Below are 17,385 nucleotides of genomic sequence, written 5' to 3'. Positions count from 1 at the left end.
CGCGCGCAGTTCACCGATTCTCGTCAGCAAGGTAGGGAGAACCCATGAGCCAGCTCAAAGCCGTCGAGTATTCCGCGGCGTCGCCGGAAGTCAAAGCAGTCTACGACGATATCAAACAGACCCGTCAGGTCGAGGACGTCAACAATTTCTGGAAGTACATCGCCCAACATCCGCCTACGCTCGCGCGCACGTGGGACAGTCTGAAGGATGTGATGGCGCCCGGAGCACTCGATCCGCTGATCAAGGAACTGCTCTACGTCGCGGTGAGCGTGACGAACAACTGCGGCTACTGCGTGGCGAGCCACACGGCGGCCGCGCGCCGCGCCGGCATGACCGACGAGATGTTCGGCGAATTGCTCGCGGTAGTGGGCATGGCCAACGAAACAAACCGGCTCGCGGTGGGCTACCGCGTGCCGATCGATCCGGCTTTCGAGTAGCGGCCGCAGTCAGCGCGAGACGCTGCGCCATCCCGCGAGCAAGGCGGGAAGCTCGGCCATGTCCCTGAACACGTGCACGGCACCGGCGCCGTGCAACGCGGTCGCGCTGCTGTGGCCGAGTTCGACCGGGCAATAGCCGAACACCGTGGCGCCCGCTGCAACCCCCGCCGTCGCGCCCGTCACGGTATCTTCGACCACGGCACAGCGCGCCGGGTCCACGCCAAGACCGGCAGCCGCGGCGAGGTACACATCGGGATAGGGCTTGCTGCGGGGCATTTCGTGGCCGCTGAAAATGCGTCCTTCGAAGCAATCGAGTATCCCGGCCTTCACGAGTTGCAGTTCGACCTTGATCCGGTCCGCGCCGGATGCGACCGCGATGCGTCCATCGAGCGACGCATGCAACTCGCGCACAGCCAGAGGCGCGCCGGAAATCGCGCTCAGTTCGAGATCCAGCGCCGCATTGCGGCGCGCGCGAAACTGCATGAGCCAGTCAGTCGTGATCGCAAAGCCGGTGCGCGCTTCGATCAGCGCGGCTTCGTCCCTGACGGCTTTGCCGACGAAAATACGCATCGTCTCTTCGACGCTCAATGGCCAGCCGAGCTCGCCGAGCATTTCGGTGAGCACACGGTTGGTGATGGGTTCGGAATCGACGAGCACGCCGTCGCAGTCGAAGAGTACGGCGTCGAAAGGGAAATCGGCCATCGGGCAGGGGAGGTGCAGAGGTTGCGGAACCGGCAAGGATACCTCACCGGCTCGCGCGCCTTACCGAAGGCATCGTTTTTTATTCATTTGCATAACGCTTGCTGTCGTTCTGCTGACGCCACAAGCGATGCGCGAACGGCTGCGACTCTGCGTCTCGCGTCTCAGCGCGAGTTTTCGCGCATCCTTCTTCCCTTTTGAATTTTTCAAACGACGCGCAGCGACGGGTTTTTCCCGCCGCTGCGTTCAAGAAGAAACGAAGCCGCTTGCGGCCTCGGCTTTCATGGGAGAAACCAGCATGACATCCACCAAACCCGTTCGTCTTCTTACCTCCGTGCTGACGGCCGCGCTGACGTGCGCCGCCACGCTCACGGCCGCGCCGGCCTTCGCGCAGGCGGTGATCGTCGCGCCGATGGCGCCGCCGCCGCCTCGCGTGGAAGTGGTACCGGCACCGCGCGCCGGTTATGTATGGGATCAAGGCCGCTGGCGTTGGGATCAGGGGCGGTATGTCTGGGTGCCCGGCCACTGGCAGGCGGTGCGCGTCGGCTATCACTGGGTGCCTGGGCATTGGGTGCAGCGCGGTCCCAACTGGCGTTGGATCGAAGGCCACTGGGCATGACCTGCTAGCGGCCCTGCGCTCGACGTTCCGTGACGTGCTGCATCCCTTACTCAGGCGGATCGCTATGAAAACGCTCCTGACAATGCTGCTGGCGGCCATGCTTGCCGGCTGTGTGGTGTACCCCGCGCGGCCGGCCTACTATCGGCCGGCGGTCGTCGTATATTGACCATGGACGGGTACGGCAAGACGCCGTCTCCGCGATCCGCGCGCGCTGTTCGATCAGGTGCGCGCACAACGATCCGAATGAGAGGAAGCCCGCATGAGATGCCTCGAAAGGAGCGGCGCCAGGTGACCGAGGTTCGTCTTGCGACGCGGTCCATGTGGCACGATGAACTCGTGGCGGGGAGCGGCTTGCCTTGAGCGAACGCGATCCCGACGCGGAACTGCTCGAACGGATCGGCCGGCAAGATCAGGCCGCCGTCCGTTCGCTCGTCTCGCGCAAGCTGCCGCGTCTGCTGGCGCTCGCCACGCGCATGCTGGGCGATCGCATGGAAGCGGAAGATGTGGCGCAGGAGGTGTTCGTGCGGATCTGGAAACAGGCGTCGCGCTGGCGGGAAGGCGAGGCGAAATTCGATACGTGGGTTCATCGCGTCGCGCTCAACCTCTGTTATGACCGCCTGCGCGGCCGGCGTGAAGATCCGCACGGCGAGATGCCGGAAGAAATCGATCCCGCCGCGCTTCCCGAGGCCGGTCTCGAAGCACGTGCGCAGGACCAGTCGGTTCGTGACGCACTCGCCGCGTTGCCGCCACGGCAGCGCGAGGCGCTCGTGCTCAACTACTACCAGGAAATGTCGAACATCGACGCTGCGGCCCTGATGGGCATCACCGTCGATGCGTTGGAAAGTCTGCTGGCCCGCGCGCGCCGCAATCTGCGCGCTCAACTGGCCGGCAGCGGCCTTAGCAAGGACAAGTCATGACGCCCGAAAGATTCCATCAGATCGTCGAGGCCTACGGTGCCGAGCCGCGCCGCTGGCCGCAACAGGACCGCGCGGCGGCACAGGCGTGGGCCGACGCGCATCGCGAGCAAGCCGATGCGTTGCTCGCGCAGGCGGCCGGCGTCGATGCATGGCTTGCCGCCGGCAAGGTCGCGCCGCCCGGCGCGGCCTTGTTCGAGCGCGTGCTGGACGCTGCGCCGGGTCGCCGGACTGCGCCACGGCGGCGCTTGTGGTGGTCGGGCGCGGCGATAGCGGGCGTTGGACTGATGGGCGGCGTGGCCGGCGCGTTTGCGGTCTCGTTCTTCGTTCTGACGGGCGCGGCGCAGCAGCTGCCGCCAGTCCATGAGTCGTCTTATTTAACTTCGAGCTTTGGTGGTTCGTCCGCCGATTGGAGCGACGAATGAACGGCCGGACCTGGAAAATCGTGCTGGTCGCCTCGCTGGTGCTGAACGTGTTTCTGGTGGGCGCGATCGTCGGTGGTGCTTATCAATGGTTTGCCGCGCGCGGAGCGGCGGCGCCGGTGCTGGCCCAACAGCGCGCGCTGCGCTTCGCTGCGCAAACGCTCTCCGCCGACCGCCAGAAGGCTTTCGTCGACAGCCTGAAGGACGCTCGCCGCGAAGGCCGGCAATATGCTCGCGACGGTCGTGAAGGGCGTCGCGACGTGTTGCGTCTGCTGGCGGCCCCTCAGTTCGATCGCGCGGCGCTCGATGCCGCGCTCGCCCGCACGCGCGACGCGGACAGCCGCCTGCGCGCGCAAGTGGAAGGCAGTGTGGCGGATTTCGCGGCGACGTTGTCGCCCGAGGAGCGAGTCCGGTTCGCCGACAGCCTGAAACTGCGCGGGCAGTGGCGCGAACCCCAGCCGGCGGCGAGTGCGAACAAGCCGGCAAATCAGGCATCGAGCGAAGCTTCTGGCGATTAAGAAGCAACAGCAAAAAACAGCCACACAGCGCGGGCGTTCGCGACGGATTTGCCCGAGGCAGCCGTTTAAAGACTATCCAAAGCCGAAGAGGATGGTATGGCCAACTCACCGAACCTGAACGCGGCAGCGATCGCGCTGAATCGCTTCGGCCTGGGCGCGCGCGCCGACGATACGCCTCCCGCCGACCCGAAAGCGTGGCTACTCGCCCAGCTCGAACAGTACCAGGCGCGGCCGGCCGCGTGGGCGAGTCAGCCGGACTCGGTGGCGCTTTCAACGGAGTTGCTGCAGCAGCGCATGCAGTTCACGCAGCAGGCTCGCCAGAATGCGGGCGAGGGCACGGCGAGTCAATCCGCGATCGGGCGCAATTCGGCGCAGCCTGAGGCGAAAACAAACGCTCAACGCGACGCGCAATCCAGCTCCCGAGCTAACGCGCAAGCCAACGCCCAAACCGACACCCAAGCCGCGATCCAGGCAAACGCTCAAACTGCGAGACAAGCCGAACGAAAAGCCATGCGTGGTGAAATACTCGACCTGTACCGCTCATCCGTGAATGCCCGGGTGACGAGTGCATTGACCACGCCGACGCCGTTCGTCGAGCGGCTGGTGCATTTCTGGGCCAACCACTTCGCGATATCCACCGAGAAGCCGGGCGTCGCCGCACTGGCGGGCGCATTCGAGGCCGAAGCAATTCGTCCGCATGTGCTGGGTCGCTTTGAAGACATGCTGGTGGCCGTGGAACGTCATCCGGCCATGCAACTGTTTCTCGACCAGACGCGCTCGGTAGGGCCGGACAGCATGGCGGCCCTGCGTGCCGCACAGCGTAATCCGGATCGCAAACGCGGCCTGAACGAAAACCTGGCGCGCGAGATCATGGAACTGCACACGCTCGGCGTGCGCAGCGGCTACACCCAGGACGATGTCACCGAATTTGCCCGCGCGCTAACGGGCTGGAGCGTCGCGGGCAATCCGGCCAATGTCGGCAACACGGGCCGGATAGCGATGCGGCAGAGCGCGGCGCCGGGCACCTTCGTGTTTCGCGCCGCACTGCATGAGCCAGGTTCGCGGACCCTCATGGGCCGCCGCTACGACCAGCCCGGAGAAGAGCAGGCGCTCGCTATCCTGCATGACCTCGCAAGTGCGCCGGCGACCGCGCGGCATATCGGCGGCAAACTGGCCCGTCATTTTGTCGCTGACAATCCGCCGCCCGGCGTGAGCGAGCAGCTCGCCAGTGCGTTCGAGCGCAGCGGCGGCGATCTGCCGGCCGTGTACCGGGCGTTGATCGAAATGCCGCAAGCGTGGTCGCCCACTGCCGTGAAGTTCAAGACGCCATGGGAATGGACCATTTCGTCGATGCGCGGACTCGGCTGGCGCGACCTCGGCAGCCAGCAGGCGGCCCCGATTCTTACCCAGCTCGGCCAGCCGGTGTGGCGGCCGGGGTCGCCGGCCGGCTACGACGACATCGCCGCAAGTTGGGCCGCGCCCGACGCGCTCGTGCGCCGGGTCGAAGTGGCGCAGCGTTTCGCCGCGCGTGTCGGCGACCGGCTCGACGCCCGCTCGCTCGGCCAGACCTGGTTCGCCGGTTCGCTCAGTGCGCCGACGGCGACTGCGGTATCTCGCGCTGAAAGTGCGTCCACGGCGATCGCGCTGTTACTGGTCTCGCCGGATTTCCAACGGAGATGAACGCCATGCTGTCACGCCGCAAGTTTCTGAGCGTCACCGCTACCGGCGCGGGCGCGATGCTCGTGTCGCCGCGGATCGTGTTTGCAAGCGTCGCCACCGAGCGCCGCTTCGTGTTCGTGATCCAGCGCGGCGCCGCCGACGGTCTGAACATCGTCGTCCCCTACGCCGAACCCGCTTACGCCACATTGCGTGGCGCGCTCGCCATCGACACCTCGAACGCGCCGCGTCTGAACGGCACCTTCGCTTTGCATCCGGCGATGGCGCAGATCGCCGCGATGTACGCGGACCAGCAGGCGCTGTTCGTGCACGCGGTGGCGTCGCCGTATCGGGACCGCTCGCACTTCGACGGACAGAACGTGCTCGAGACCGGCGGTACGTCGCCGTATCAGATGAAAGACGGCTGGCTGAACCGGCTCGTCACGCAGTTGCGCGCCACGCGCGAGAACGCGATTGCATTCGCGCCGACCGTGCCGATGGCGTTGCGCGGCGCGGCGGGTGTGACGTCGTATGCGCCCTCGGCGTTGCCGCAAGCGCCCGATGATCTGCTCGCGCGCGTTTCGCAACTCTACGACCAGGACGCGCAGCTGCGCCCGTTGTGGGAGTCGGCGATGACCGCGCGCGGCCTTGCCGGCGACGCCGGCGCGCGCCAGGATCCGGCGAGCCTCGGCAAGCTCGCTGCCGGCTTCCTGGCGCGCGAGAACGGTCCACGCATCGCGATGATCGAAACCGGCGGCTGGGACACACATAGCGCGCAGAACGCACGCCTCGCCAATCAGTTGAAGGCGCTCGATACGATGCTCGCCGCGTTGCGCGACGGCATGGGTCCATTGTGGAGCAAGACCACCGTGCTGGTGGCGACGGAGTTCGGCAGAACCGCCGCGGCCAACGGCACGGGCGGCACCGATCATGGCACGGGCTCGGTGGCGATGGTGCTGGGCGGCTCGGTGCGGGGCGGGCGCGTGATCGCCGACTGGCCGGGTCTCGCGCCTCACAACCTTTACGAAGCGCGCGATCTCAAACCGACCACTTCGCTCGATGCGCTGATCGCCGGCACCGCGAGTGAAAGCCTCGGACTCGATCCACAGCGTACGGCGGCTGTGCTGTTTGGCCAGACGGCGGCGGGGCGGCCGTTGGCAGGCATCGTGCGAGCTTAGTGCGGCGAGCGGACCTCGGGCAGATACGGCGAGCGATCAGGTGGGCGGCAAGCTCGCGTGACGCAAGTTCCACTGCGACGCTGAGTTTCAAATACCAGGACGACAGGCGGCGCCTTACGCTCTCATTGTGCGACGAGCGGCGCCGCCTGTGGTCACCTGGCAACTCACCGGGTGACAGAAGAGGCGCTTAACCTCCGCCGCCCTGGGTGCCGATAGTCAGCTTGTTATTCACCGACTTCACACCCGCCACATTCTTTGCCACTTCCTCCGCCTGCGGAATCTGCGCGCCGTCGGGCACCGATCCCGTCAGCGTGACTACGCCACCGCGCGCCCGGACAAACACGTTCGACACGTCAAAACCCTGCGCTTTCGACAGAGCCTTGCGCACCTGCAGACCCAGCGAGCGGTCCGCCTTCTTGACCGTTTTGGCGCTGGGCGCCGACGCGTCGGCGGACGGCGCCGCATCGCTCGACTGGGCATAGGCGCTGGACGCAGTTGCCACACACAATGCGATGCCCAGCGCCTTCAAAAGATTGACTGTTTTCACGTTTTCTCCATCCTCGAAAAGTTGATGTCGCTTTGTTGCATGCAAAAAACCACGCGCTTGCGAGCACTTTGCCGCCCACGAGGAGCACTCTGTCTTGTAGAAGAGTCATGCCGCGTCGCTCCCGGCGCGCTTAAACAATACTCCAGCGCACGCGCTCATGCTGGAAAAACTGGCTGGAGCACCGCATGGGGAGCGGTTCCGGCAACATTGCGTTGGCTGCTGCCGGTTGCATCGAGCAAGGATGTTTCCGCGATTCGAGCTGCAAATTCGCCGGCGCCGCAGCGCCTAGAACCAGTTCGGCGCCATGCTGAGCGTGGTGTCATCCAAAGCCCGCAGCGTCTTTAGCATCAACGCGACGCGCGGCAGTTCCCAGCGGAAGAACCACTGGCACGCATGCAGCTTGCCGCGATAGAAGTCCGCGTCTGCCTCGGTATGCGATGCGCTCAGTCCGGCGCTGGCGACGATCGCTTGCCGCAGCCACGTCCACGCGATCACGATATGGCCGAAGGCTTCGAGAAACGCATTCGCGTTGGCTAGTGCGGGTTCGCTGTTATGAGCCAACACCGGAAGCAGCGCTTCGATCGTGGCAGTCAGGTCGGTCCATGCTTCACCCAACGCAGCGGCGTGCGCATGCAGTGGTGCATGCTCGCGCGCCGCATCGATCGTGCGCTGGATCTCACGTGCCAGGTGGCCGAGCGCGGCGCCCTGTTTCATCGTCACCTTGCGGCCGAGCAGATCGATGGCCTGGATGCCGTGGGTGCCTTCGTGAATCATGTTCAGGCGATTGTCGCGATAGAACTGCTCGACCGGGTATTCACGCGTATAGCCGTAGCCGCCGTGAATCTGGATCGCCAGGCTGTTCGCTTCGAGGCACCATTGGGACGGCCAGGATTTCACCACCGGCGTCAGCAGGTCGAGCAGCAGGCCCGCTTCGGCGCGTGCCGTGTCGCTCTCGCCGGTGTTCTGTTCATCGACGAGACGCGCCGCGTAAAGGCACAACGCGTAAGCTCCTTCCACATAGGCTTTTTGTGCGAGCAGCATGCGGCGCACGTCGGCGTGTTCGATCAGCGGCACTTGTGGATCGAGTGGGTTCTTGTTGTCGGGACGACGCCCTTGCGGCCGTTCGCGTGCGTAATCGAGCGAGGCCAGATAGCCGCGGTAGCCGAGCATGACCGCGCCTAGACCGACGCCGATGCGCGCCTCGTTCATCATGTGGAACATGGCGGCGAGACCCTGGTGCGCTTCGCCCACCAGTTCGCCGATGCATTGACCGTGTTCGCCGAACGACAGCATGGTCGACGTCGTGCCGCGCCAGCCCATCTTGTGAATCAGTCCGGCGAGCGCGACGTCGTTACGCTCGCCGAGCGTGCCGTCTTCGTTGACGTGGAATTTGGGCACGGTGAAGAGCGAGATGCCTTTGACGCCCGGCGGCGCGTCGGGAATACACGCCAGCACCAGATGCACGATGTTCTCGCTCAGTTCGTGGTCGCCGCCTGAAATGAAAATCTTGTTGCCGCGAATCGAATAGGTGCCATCCGCATTCGGCGTGGCGCTCGTGACGAGATCGGAGAGACTCGAGCCCGCCTGCGGTTCCGTCAACGCCATGGTGCCGAACGCGCGGCCTTCGAAGAGCGCTTGCAGATATTTTCGCTTCTGTGCCGCGCTGCCGAAACGTTCGATCACGTTCGCGTTCGCCGTGGTCAACATGGCGTACGACGCAGTGGCAATGTTCGCACTCTTGAAGAGTGACAGGCACGCGAACGAAATCACCGAGGGCAGCTGCATGCCGCCCCATTCGTAGTCTTTACCCGCAGCGAGAAAACCGGTGGCGCGCAATGCGTCGAGGGCCTGCTTGACCTCGGCGGGCAGGGTAACGCGCTGACCGTCGAACTGCGGTTCGTGTTCGTCGGAGAGACGGTTGTGCGTCGCGAATTTTTCCACGGCAACCGCATGCGCGGTTTCGAGTGCGGCGTTGAAGGTCTCGCGGCTGTGATCGGCATGGCGCGCGCGCTGCGTGAGCGTCTGCGCTTCGAGCACTTCGAACAACTGGAACTCGAGATCACGCGGGTTGATGATCAGCGCATCTTGCATGACAGAAGACCCGTAGAAAAAATAAGCCGTTATGCGCAACAGGTGCGCAACGCATAAGGAAAAACACAGCCGAATGCCTCAGCACGCAAGGGCTGAAAAGCGCGTTATCCGGGTAATTCCCAATGCTCCAGCCGGCGGCGTTGCATGTCAGTTTATAACGAAAGTGAATGAGCGTGCTTTTATTTACAGGCTGAATTCCGGCACGTATGATGGACGAACAATGTGGTCAACCACTCTGCACAGCAGAACAATCTGGAGGAGCGACGCAATGTCTGTGAAGGACCTGTTTCGACTGGACGGCAAGGTTGCACTGATCACCGGAGGCTCTCGCGGACTGGGTCTGCAAATGGCCGAGGCACTCGGCGAAATGGGCTGCCGCGTCGCCATTACCGCGCGTAAGGCCGACGAACTCGTTGAAGCAAAAACGCATCTGCAAGAGCGCGGTATCGAAGTGCACACGGTGGTCAACGACCTGCAGCGCTTCGAGGGCATTCCCGGCCTCGTGGATGAAGTGCTGGGCGTGCATGAGAGTATCGATATTCTGGTCAACAACGCCGGCGCGACATGGGGCGCACCCGCCGAAGACTATCCCGACGAAGCGTGGCACAAGGTGATGAATCTGAACGTCAATGCACCGTTCTTTCTCGCGCGCGAAGTCGGCAAGCGCAGCATGATTCCGCGGCGCGCGGGCAAGATCGTCAATATCGCATCGGTAGCGGGGCTGAAGGGATCGCCGCCCGGCATGAACACGATTGCGTACAACACGTCGAAGGCCGCCGCGATCAATTTCACACGCGCGCTGGCTGCGGAATGGGGCAAGTACAACATCAATGTCAACGCGATCTGCCCGGGCTTTTTCCCTTCGAAAATGTCGGCGGGTCTGCTTGGCAAACTGGAAGACTCGATCGTTTCGCGCACGCCGTTGCAGCGCCTGGGTGGCGACGAAGATCTCAAAGGCCCGATCGTGTTTCTTGCGAGTGAAGCGTCGCGCCATATTACCGGTCAGGATTTCGCGGTGGACGGCGGCGCGATCATCGTCTAGGTACGACGCAGGTCAGGCGTGATGATGTGAACGAAGCGCGCGAACCGGGCGAACTGCGCGCGGACACTAAAAAATCAGGAGACGCTGATGAACGAACGCCATCATGCGCATTGGCCGCCGCAAGTGCCTCTGCATTTGACGCTACCCGAGACCAGTCTTTTCTATAACGCCGAAGTCTCGGCGGCGCGCTTTCCCGACAAGCCGTTCATCATCTTCTACGACACGGCAATCACGTTTGCGGAATTCAAGGACGAATCCGAGCGGGTTGCGGGCTTTCTGCAGCAGGAATGCCAGGTCAAGGCGGGCGACCGTGTTCTGCTCTATATGCAGAACAGTCCGCAATGGATCGTTGCTTATTACGGCATTCTTCGGGCGAACGCCGTGGTGGTGCCGGTCAATCCGATGAACATGACCGCGGAGTTGGCGCATTACGTCGAAGACAGCGGCGCGACTACGATCATCGCGCCGCAATGTTTGTTCGCGAATGTCGAGCCGTTGATCGGCAGCGGGCCCGGCAAGGGCATCGAGCACGCAATCGTCGCGACGTATAGCGATTATCTGAAGCGGCCGTCGCCGATTCCCGTGCCTGAATTCGTCGCCGCGCCGCGCAAGACTTTCGACATTGCCGGTGTCACGCCGTGGCGAGACGTGATCGAGCGGCACATCTCGCCGGGGCCGCTCACCACCGGTCCCGACGATCTGTGCGTGATGCCTTATACGTCGGGGACCACCGGCAAGCCGAAGGGCTGCATGCACACGCACCGCAGCGTGATGAGCACGCTGCTCGGCGGCTGTGTGTGGTTCTCGGCGCCGTCTGACGGTGTTTATCTATCGGTCTTGCCGCTCTTTCACGTGACGGGCATGCAAGGCGGCATGAACAGCGCGGTCTTCTCGGGCGCAACGATCGTCCTGTTGCCGCGCTGGGATCGCGAAGCGGCAGCGCTATGCATGCAGAAATATCGCGTCACCGCATGGCAATCCATCTCGACGATGATGGTCGACTTTCTGTCGAACCCCAAGCTCGGCGAATACGATCTGTCGAGCCTCACCGGCACGCGCGGCGGCGGCGCGGCGATGCCGGACGCGATTGCGAGAAAGCTCAAGGCGCTGACAGGACTCGATTATGTGGAAGGCTACGGTATGACGGAAACGATTGCCGGCACGCATATCAATCCGCCGCACCGGCCAAAGCCGCAATGCCTGGGCATTCCCGTGTTCGACGTGGACTCGCGCGTGATCGATCCTGTCTCGCTCAAGGAGTTGCCGCAAGGCGAAACGGGCGAGATCGTCACGAACGCGCCGCAGGTCATGCAGGGTTACTGGGGCAATCCGAAAGCGACGGCGGAGGCGTTCATCGAACTCGACGGCAAACGGTTTCTGCGGACTGGCGATCTGGGCCATATCGACGAAGACGGTTATTTCTTCATGACCGATCGCCTGAAACGCATGATCAACGCGTCCGGTTACAAGGTATGGCCGGCCGAAGTCGAGGCGCTGATGTACCGGCATCCGGCGATTCACGAGGTGTGCGTGATCGGCGTGAAGGACGAGAAACGCGGCGAGACCGTGAAAGCGCTGGTCGTGGCGGACGCGGCGCATGCAGGCACGATTACTGCGCAGGAGATCATCGACTGGGCGCATGAGCAGATGGCCTCGTATAAGGCACCGCGCATCGTCGAGTTCGTCGGGTCGCTGCCTAAATCGGGCAGCGGCAAGATTTTGTGGCGGAAATTGCAGGAAGAGGACGCGGCGCGCACGGCCGGCTCGTGAGGTTCGTCTGCTTGACGAAAAACCCGCTCGCGGCGCTGAGAATACTCTTCGGATGGTTTGCCTGTAAGCTCTAATCGCGAGTCCGCAGTGGTTGCAGTGCGCGGCTCGTGGCGCTGGACAAAGGCGTGCAGACAGGCTTCGAGGCTATTGCCAACTTTCGAGAGGGGATATTGAAGATGAAGAGCTTTGCCGTTAAACAGATCATGCTCGGACTTGCCGTCACCGCCCTGGTGGCAGGCAACATTCCGCTCGCCGCGGCTCAAGATGCCAGCGGCGCTGCTGCTACCGCGGCGCCTGCCGCGGCAAGCAGTGCGAAACCCACCAAGGCCGAGCGCAAGGAGGCACGCAAGCAGGCGCGTGCCAAGAAGAATGCCGAGTTGAAGAAGCTCGAAGACGCAGGCTACCAGCCGGCCCAGAATGATCCGACCTATCCGGACAAGCTGCAGAAGGCCGAGAAGAAGGCCGGCGTCGGAGCAGGCGCGAGCCAGTAAGCGTGACTGCAGCCGCGCGACGTGATTGAATTTCGCGCGGCTGCCGCCGGGACGCGCCACCGTGTTGCACGCGTGTGCATGCGGGCGGGAGAGATGCGAGCCGACTCAACCCAACCCAACCCAACCCAACCCACTCAGCGCGCGCCGAGCGTCTCGATCAGCATGTCGACGAACGCCTTCACACGCGCCGTCATTTGTAACTGCTGTGGATACACAGCATAGATGTCGGCACCCGGCGTGCGGTAGTCGGGCATGACGTGGACGAGCCGGCCATCGGCGAGATACTCCGCGATATCCCACTCGGCGCGCATCAGAATGCCGTGGCCGTCCAGGGCCCATTTGACTGCGATTTCCCCGTCATTGGTGGTGAGGTTGCCACGCACGCGCACCGTCTCGGTCTTTTCCGCGGCGCCGCGTCCGCTGGTCAGACGCCAGAGCCCGTAGCCATCGCCGCCCTGGCGAATGCCGATGCAGTTGTGCTGGGCCAATTCCGCCGGGCTACGCGGCGCTCCCCGTTGCGCGAGATAGCGCGGCGCCGCGCACAGCAGGCGCCGGTTCGATGCCACCCGGCGCGCGATCACGCGCGCATCCGGTGGTTCGCCAAAGCGCACGCACACGTCGAAGGCGTCGTCGCTGAGCGGCGGCGGGTCGACCGACAACTGCAACTGCACGTCCACTTCGGGAAAGCGCCGGACGAACGCCGAGATCAGCGGGGCGACGTGGCTGCGCCCGAAACCGAGTGTCGCGTTGACGCGCAGCAGACCTTTCGGCGCCGCCTGCGAGCCGCCGAGCAACTGGGCGAGGTCATCCATCTCGCTCAGAATGCGCCGTGCGCGCGTCAGATACAGCTCGCCTTCGGGCGTGAGGCTCATGCGCCGCGTGGTGCGGTTGACGAGCGAGACGCCCGCGCGCGATTCCATCTGCGCCAGATGCTTGCTCACGGCTGCCGTGCTCAGGCCGAGTTCGCGCGCCGCCGCCGTCAGACTGCCGCTCGCGGCGAGCGTGGAGAAAAAGGCGAGGTCGTCAGGTTGGATGGACGAGGTCATGGAACGGCCTATTGTTAACCTGAAGTTAAGGATGCTTTGAGTCTAGCAGCGTATTTACGGGCCGTGGCCGTTCTACGATGCGCTCCATGCTTTCACAACATCATGGAGACGCCCAATGAAGACCTATCGCATCGCAACCATTCCCGGCGACGGCATCGGCAAGGAAGTCGTGCCCGCGGGCCGGCGCGTACTCGAGGCCATCGCCGCGCGCAGCGACACCTTCGCCTTCGAGTTCGAAAATTTCGATTGGGGCGGCGACTACTACCGCGAGCATGGCGTGATGATGCCGGCCGACGGACTGGATGCGATTCGCCATCAGGACGCGATCCTGTTCGGCTCGGCGGGTGACCCGCATATTCCCGATCACGTGACGCTGTGGGGTTTGCGCCTGAAAATCTGCCAGGGCTTCGATCAATACGCGAACGTGCGTCCCACGCGCATCCTGCCCGGCATCGACGCGCCGTTGAAGCGTTGCGCGCCGCAGGATCTCGACTGGGTCATCGTGCGAGAGAACTCGGAGGGTGAATATGCCGGCGTGGGCGGCCGCGTTCATCAGGGCCATCCGATCGAAGTCGCCACCGACGTGTCGATGATGACCCGCGCGGGCGTCGAGCGCATTCTGCGTTTCGCGTTCCGGCTCGCGCAGTCGCGGCCGCGCAAACTGCTGACGGTGATCACCAAGAGCAACGCGCAACGTCACGCCATGGTCATGTGGGACGAGATTGCGCTGCAGGTATCAAAGGAATTTCCAGACGTCCGCTGGGACAAGGAACTGGTCGACGCCGCCACCGCGCGCATGGTCAACCGGCCCGCCACGCTCGACACGATCGTCGCGACGAACCTGCACGCCGATATTCTCAGCGATCTGGCCGCGGCGCTGGCCGGCAGCCTCGGCATCGCGCCGACCGCGAATCTCGATCCCGAGCGTCGTTACCCGTCCATGTTCGAGCCGATTCACGGCTCCGCCTTCGACATCATGGGCAAAGGGCTGGCGAATCCGGTCGGCACCTTCTGGTCGGTGGTGATGATGCTCGAACACCTGGGCGAGCACGGCGCCGCGCGGCAATTGATGGCGGCCATCGAACGCGTCACGGCGGACCCGTCGCTGCATACGGGCGACCTGGGCGGCACGGCCACGACCGCGCAGGTGACCGATGCCGTTTGCGCGATCCTCGCCGCCGACTCGTCCACCAAAGCGGTGGCCGGCGTGAAGGCCGCCTGAGCCTACCCCGCGTACGTCATACAGAAACATAACGCCCGGACGAACACGTCACGGGCGATCTCACTGCACCGTGCAGAGATCGAGTGGAGACAGGTATGAACGATGAATTGCAGGCCCGTGTGGTTCGCAAGCTGACCTGGCGCATCTTGCCTTTTGTGATGCTGCTTTATTTCGTCAGCTTTCTCGACCGTGTGAACGTCGGCTTTGCGGCCATCACCATGAACAAGGACCTCGGCTTGACGCCGACCATGTTCGGGCTCGGCGGCGGCATTTTCTTCCTCGGCTATTTTCTGTTCGAGGTGCCGTCGAATCTGATCCTCAACAAGGTTGGCGCGCGCATCTGGATTGCGCGCGTCATGGTGACGTGGGGCCTCGTTTCGGCGGCATCCGCGTTCGTTGCGGGGCCGACTTCGTTCTATACGTTGCGTTTTCTGCTCGGCGTGGCCGAAGCCGGATTCTTTCCGGGCATCATTCTTTACCTGAGCCAGTGGTTTCCTGCCCGGCAGCGTGCCGTCGCGGCCGCTGCGTTCATGGCGGCCGCGCCTTTGTCGACCGCAATCGGCTCGCCCATTTCCGGCGCGATCATGCAGATGCCCGCGTTGTTCGGGTTGAAGGACTGGCAGTGGCTTTTCATCGTCGAAGCGATTCCCGCCGTCCTGCTCGGCTTTGCGGTACTGAAAGCGCTCACCGATTCCCCGGACAAAGCCAAATGGCTCGCCGCCGATGAAAAGGCCTGGCTCATCGCCACCTTGCGCGAAGAACGCATCGGTCGAGAAGCACACGCCGGACATGCCGCCGGCGCGCTCGCCGCGTTGCGCGACCCGCGTATCTGGATCATGTCGATGATTTATTTCGGCACCTCCGCGGGACTCTATACGCTTGGCTTGTGGGCGCCGCTCATCATCCGCCAATATGGTTTCAGCGCGCTCGGCACGGGCGCATTGAACGCGATTCCGAGCGTGCTGGCGGTGATCGGCATGGTGGTGTGGGCGCGTCATTCGGACCGGCGCGGCGAGCGCACCTGGCATGTGGTGATTCCGTGCGTGGCGGCGGCTCTCGGGCTCGCCTGGGCCGGCGTCGCGGACACGGCGGTCGGCGTGGTGCTGGCGCTGGTCGTGGTGAACGTCGGCATTAGCGCGGCCAAGGCGCCGTTGTGGGCGATGCCGAGCACGTTTCTCTCGGGTGCGGGCGCGGCTGCCGGCATCGCCATGATCAATTCGATCGGCAATCTGGGCGGTTTCGTCGGGCCGTTTGCGATCGGCTGGCTGAAAAGCGTGACGGGCGGATATGCTGCCGGGCTCTATGTGGTGGCGGCGAGCCTGGTGGTTTCCGCTGTGCTGGCGCTGGCCGTCGGCCGGCGAGGATATCGGACCGCGCCCGCGACGCAATGATCTGGCATGACCGGATCTCGACAAGATGCGTTGCCATTCCCGCTCAAGGCACGCGTCAAGGCATTGATGCTTTCCGTACCTGAATCGATTACGCTTTCGCCAGCGACTCAAAATTCAGGCACACCACCATGGCATCCCGGCAGGAAATCAAGCGATATAAAGCCAATCTTTCCGACGAACTGCACAGCGCCGCGCTGTACGAAACACTCGCCGAGGCCGAGAAAGACGACACGCGCAAACAGGTGTATGGCGACCTCGCAAAGTCGGAGCGCGAGCATGCACGCGTGTGGGCCGACAAGTTGAGGGCCAACGGGTTCGAGCCGAAGGGCGCGGGCCACGCCATCAAAACGCGCCTGATGAAAGGCCTGGTTCGCCTGTTCGGCGCGGGTTTCGTGCTGCCCACGCTCGCGGCGGCGGAATATGCCGATCGCAATAAATACGAGGGGCAACCGGACGCGGGCCGCATGTCCGCGGACGAGCAGCATCACGCCGCCATCGTCCGCACGCTGGCGCATGGCGGTGGCGACGCGAATCTGTCGCCGGGCGCGCGGATCGCCGCCGCGGAGCAGTGGCACAAGGGCGCGGGGGCCGGCAACGATTTGCGCGCCGCCGTGCTCGGCGCCAACGACGGCCTCGTCTCGAACTTCTGCCTGATCATGGGCGTGGCGGGCGCGGGAACCGGCAACAAGGCGATTCTGTTGACGGGGCTGGCGGGGCTCATCGCCGGTGCATGCTCGATGGCGCTGGGCGAATGGCTTTCGGTCACCAACGCCCGCGAACTGGCCAGCACGCAGATCGCGAAAGAGGCGCAAGAGATCGAGGAGACGCCGGAAGCCGAAGAGCACGAACTCGCGCTGATCTATCGCGCCAAGGGGCTCGAAGCGGACGAGGCCAAACGGGTCGCCTCGCAAATGATGCGCGACAAGAGCAAGGCGCTCGATACCCTGACTCGCGAAGAGCTCGGACTCGATCCCGCGGAGTTGGGCGGCAATCCCTGGTCGGCCGCGGGTGTGTCGTTCTGCCTTTTCTCGCTGGGTGCGATCTTTCCGGTGATGCCGTTTCTGTGGACTCGCGACTACAACGCGATCGTGCAATGCGTGGTGCTGAGCATGGTGGCGCTTGCGTCGATCGGCGTGTTCACGTCGCTTTTCAACGGACGCAGTGCCGGATTTTCGGCGTTGCGGCAGATTGTGATCGGGCTGATCGCGGCTGCGTTCACGTTCGGGGTCGGGCGGCTTTTGGGCGTGTCGGTTTCGTGAAGGCCGTACGCTCGTTCGCGGGCTCGATATGACCGCTTCGCGATCTATCCCGATTCCTTACCGGTAACGGTAAGGGGTCATTT

The 17,385-nt window shown here is 64.0% G+C and carries 17 protein-coding genes; 13 read left to right on the top strand and 4 right to left on the bottom strand.

The window, feature by feature from the left end:
* Nucleotides 1-44: 44 nt before the first annotated feature.
* Nucleotides 45-437: a carboxymuconolactone decarboxylase family protein gene (locus BLW71_RS22270; RefSeq protein ID WP_091801615.1), complete on the top strand. Its 393-nt coding sequence runs from the start codon at nucleotides 45-47 to the stop codon at nucleotides 435-437.
* Nucleotides 438-446: 9 nt separating this feature from the next.
* On the opposite strand, the gene BLW71_RS22265 is transcribed toward BLW71_RS22270, so the two are convergent.
* Entirely contained in the window at nucleotides 447-1,139 is a 693-nt protein-coding gene (locus tag BLW71_RS22265) for an HAD family hydrolase (protein ID WP_091801612.1), read from the bottom strand.
* Nucleotides 1,140-1,434: 295 nt separating this feature from the next.
* Between BLW71_RS22265 and BLW71_RS22260 the strand changes: the two genes are divergently transcribed.
* The 6 genes from BLW71_RS22260 to BLW71_RS22235 all read left to right on the top strand — a co-directional run bounded on the left by BLW71_RS22260 (nucleotide 1,435) and on the right by BLW71_RS22235 (nucleotide 6,443).
* Nucleotides 1,435-1,755: a YXWGXW repeat-containing protein gene (locus tag BLW71_RS22260; protein ID WP_091808714.1), complete on the top strand. Its 321-nt coding sequence runs from the start codon at nucleotides 1,435-1,437 to the stop codon at nucleotides 1,753-1,755.
* Nucleotides 1,756-2,111: 356 nt separating this feature from the next.
* A complete protein-coding gene (locus BLW71_RS22255) occupies nucleotides 2,112-2,672 on the top strand; it encodes an RNA polymerase sigma factor (protein ID WP_091801609.1) in 561 nt (186 codons plus the stop codon).
* Nucleotides 2,669-3,094 carry a hypothetical protein gene (locus BLW71_RS22250; RefSeq protein WP_091801605.1) on the top strand — a complete coding sequence of 142 codons (426 nt, stop codon included), beginning with the start codon at nucleotides 2,669-2,671 and terminating at the stop codon, nucleotides 3,092-3,094. The genes BLW71_RS22255 and BLW71_RS22250 overlap by 4 nt, the downstream gene beginning before the upstream one ends.
* Entirely contained in the window at nucleotides 3,091-3,609 is a 519-nt protein-coding gene (locus BLW71_RS22245; RefSeq protein ID WP_091801602.1) for a periplasmic heavy metal sensor, read from the top strand. Before BLW71_RS22250 ends, BLW71_RS22245 begins: the two co-directional genes overlap by 4 nt.
* 96 nt (nucleotides 3,610-3,705) lie before the next feature.
* Nucleotides 3,706-5,289, top strand: coding sequence for a DUF1800 family protein (locus BLW71_RS22240; protein WP_091801598.1), 1,584 nt, complete (start codon nucleotides 3,706-3,708; stop codon nucleotides 5,287-5,289).
* A 5-nt stretch (nucleotides 5,290-5,294) separates the two neighbouring features.
* Complete coding sequence (locus BLW71_RS22235) at nucleotides 5,295-6,443, top strand: DUF1501 domain-containing protein (protein WP_091808712.1); 1,149 nt, start codon at nucleotides 5,295-5,297, stop codon at nucleotides 6,441-6,443.
* A 187-nt stretch (nucleotides 6,444-6,630) separates the two neighbouring features.
* Here the strand turns inward: BLW71_RS22235 and BLW71_RS22230 are convergent, their stop codons facing one another.
* Together BLW71_RS22230 and BLW71_RS22225 are read right to left on the bottom strand one after the other, a co-directional pair.
* Nucleotides 6,631-6,990, bottom strand: coding sequence for a BON domain-containing protein (locus BLW71_RS22230; protein ID WP_091801595.1), 360 nt, complete (start codon nucleotides 6,988-6,990; stop codon nucleotides 6,631-6,633).
* A gap of 285 nt (nucleotides 6,991-7,275) precedes the next feature.
* Nucleotides 7,276-9,081: an acyl-CoA dehydrogenase gene (locus BLW71_RS22225; RefSeq protein ID WP_091801591.1), complete on the bottom strand. Its 1,806-nt coding sequence runs from the start codon at nucleotides 9,079-9,081 to the stop codon at nucleotides 7,276-7,278.
* 268 nt (nucleotides 9,082-9,349) lie between these two features.
* Here BLW71_RS22225 and BLW71_RS22220 point away from each other — a divergent pair, with 268 nt between their 5' ends.
* The 3 genes from BLW71_RS22220 to BLW71_RS22210 all read left to right on the top strand — a co-directional run bounded on the left by BLW71_RS22220 (nucleotide 9,350) and on the right by BLW71_RS22210 (nucleotide 12,384).
* On the top strand, nucleotides 9,350-10,123 hold the full coding sequence (locus tag BLW71_RS22220) for an SDR family oxidoreductase (protein ID WP_091801588.1): 774 nt from the start codon (nucleotides 9,350-9,352) through the stop codon (nucleotides 10,121-10,123).
* Between the two features lie 87 nt (nucleotides 10,124-10,210).
* Nucleotides 10,211-11,893 carry a long-chain fatty acid--CoA ligase gene (locus BLW71_RS22215; protein WP_091801585.1) on the top strand — a complete coding sequence of 561 codons (1,683 nt, stop codon included), beginning with the start codon at nucleotides 10,211-10,213 and terminating at the stop codon, nucleotides 11,891-11,893.
* A 176-nt stretch (nucleotides 11,894-12,069) separates the two neighbouring features.
* The gene (locus BLW71_RS22210) at nucleotides 12,070-12,384 is read left to right on the top strand and encodes a hypothetical protein (RefSeq protein WP_177205178.1); all 315 of its coding nucleotides are present in this window, start codon (nucleotides 12,070-12,072) and stop codon (nucleotides 12,382-12,384) included.
* Between the two features lie 134 nt (nucleotides 12,385-12,518).
* On the opposite strand, the gene BLW71_RS22205 is transcribed toward BLW71_RS22210, so the two are convergent.
* Complete coding sequence (locus BLW71_RS22205) at nucleotides 12,519-13,430, bottom strand: LysR family transcriptional regulator (RefSeq protein ID WP_091801581.1); 912 nt, start codon at nucleotides 13,428-13,430, stop codon at nucleotides 12,519-12,521.
* Between the two features lie 115 nt (nucleotides 13,431-13,545).
* On the opposite strand from BLW71_RS22205, the gene BLW71_RS22200 reads away from it, so the two are divergent.
* The 3 genes from BLW71_RS22200 (at nucleotide 13,546) to BLW71_RS22190 (ending at nucleotide 17,302) form a co-directional block, all read left to right on the top strand.
* On the top strand, nucleotides 13,546-14,652 hold the full coding sequence (locus tag BLW71_RS22200; RefSeq protein ID WP_091801578.1) for a tartrate dehydrogenase: 1,107 nt from the start codon (nucleotides 13,546-13,548) through the stop codon (nucleotides 14,650-14,652).
* 95 nt (nucleotides 14,653-14,747) lie between these two features.
* Nucleotides 14,748-16,043, top strand: coding sequence for an MFS transporter (locus tag BLW71_RS22195; protein WP_091801572.1), 1,296 nt, complete (start codon nucleotides 14,748-14,750; stop codon nucleotides 16,041-16,043).
* Between the two features lie 128 nt (nucleotides 16,044-16,171).
* Nucleotides 16,172-17,302 (top strand): VIT1/CCC1 transporter family protein, encoded by a 1,131-nt coding sequence (locus BLW71_RS22190; protein WP_091801569.1) that lies wholly within the window; start codon nucleotides 16,172-16,174, stop codon nucleotides 17,300-17,302.
* Nucleotides 17,303-17,385 lie beyond the last annotated feature (83 nt).

The sequence above is a fragment of the Burkholderia sp. WP9 genome, from assembly GCF_900104795.1.
GTDB lineage: Bacteria > Pseudomonadota > Gammaproteobacteria > Burkholderiales > Burkholderiaceae > Paraburkholderia.
This window is presented reverse-complemented; position numbering and strand designations above follow the sequence as displayed.

Coding starts and splice junctions, on each gene's coding strand:
- BLW71_RS22205 (WP_091801581.1), bottom strand. CDS start 13,430: ATGACCTCGTCCATCCAACCTGACGACCTCGCCTTTTTCTCCACGCTC.
- BLW71_RS22220 (WP_091801588.1), top strand. CDS start 9,350: ATGTCTGTGAAGGACCTGTTTCGACTGGACGGCAAGGTTGCACTGATC.
- BLW71_RS22240 (WP_091801598.1), top strand. CDS start 3,706: ATGGCCAACTCACCGAACCTGAACGCGGCAGCGATCGCGCTGAATCGC.
- BLW71_RS22235 (WP_091808712.1), top strand. CDS start 5,295: ATGCTGTCACGCCGCAAGTTTCTGAGCGTCACCGCTACCGGCGCGGGC.
- BLW71_RS22195 (WP_091801572.1), top strand. CDS start 14,748: ATGAACGATGAATTGCAGGCCCGTGTGGTTCGCAAGCTGACCTGGCGC.
- BLW71_RS22200 (WP_091801578.1), top strand. CDS start 13,546: ATGAAGACCTATCGCATCGCAACCATTCCCGGCGACGGCATCGGCAAG.
- BLW71_RS22210 (WP_177205178.1), top strand. CDS start 12,070: ATGAAGAGCTTTGCCGTTAAACAGATCATGCTCGGACTTGCCGTCACC.
- BLW71_RS22245 (WP_091801602.1), top strand. CDS start 3,091: ATGAACGGCCGGACCTGGAAAATCGTGCTGGTCGCCTCGCTGGTGCTG.
- BLW71_RS22215 (WP_091801585.1), top strand. CDS start 10,211: ATGAACGAACGCCATCATGCGCATTGGCCGCCGCAAGTGCCTCTGCAT.
- BLW71_RS22190 (WP_091801569.1), top strand. CDS start 16,172: ATGGCATCCCGGCAGGAAATCAAGCGATATAAAGCCAATCTTTCCGAC.
- BLW71_RS22265 (WP_091801612.1), bottom strand. CDS start 1,139: ATGGCCGATTTCCCTTTCGACGCCGTACTCTTCGACTGCGACGGCGTG.
- BLW71_RS22270 (WP_091801615.1), top strand. CDS start 45: ATGAGCCAGCTCAAAGCCGTCGAGTATTCCGCGGCGTCGCCGGAAGTC.
- BLW71_RS22260 (WP_091808714.1), top strand. CDS start 1,435: ATGACATCCACCAAACCCGTTCGTCTTCTTACCTCCGTGCTGACGGCC.
- BLW71_RS22225 (WP_091801591.1), bottom strand. CDS start 9,081: ATGCAAGATGCGCTGATCATCAACCCGCGTGATCTCGAGTTCCAGTTG.
- BLW71_RS22250 (WP_091801605.1), top strand. CDS start 2,669: ATGACGCCCGAAAGATTCCATCAGATCGTCGAGGCCTACGGTGCCGAG.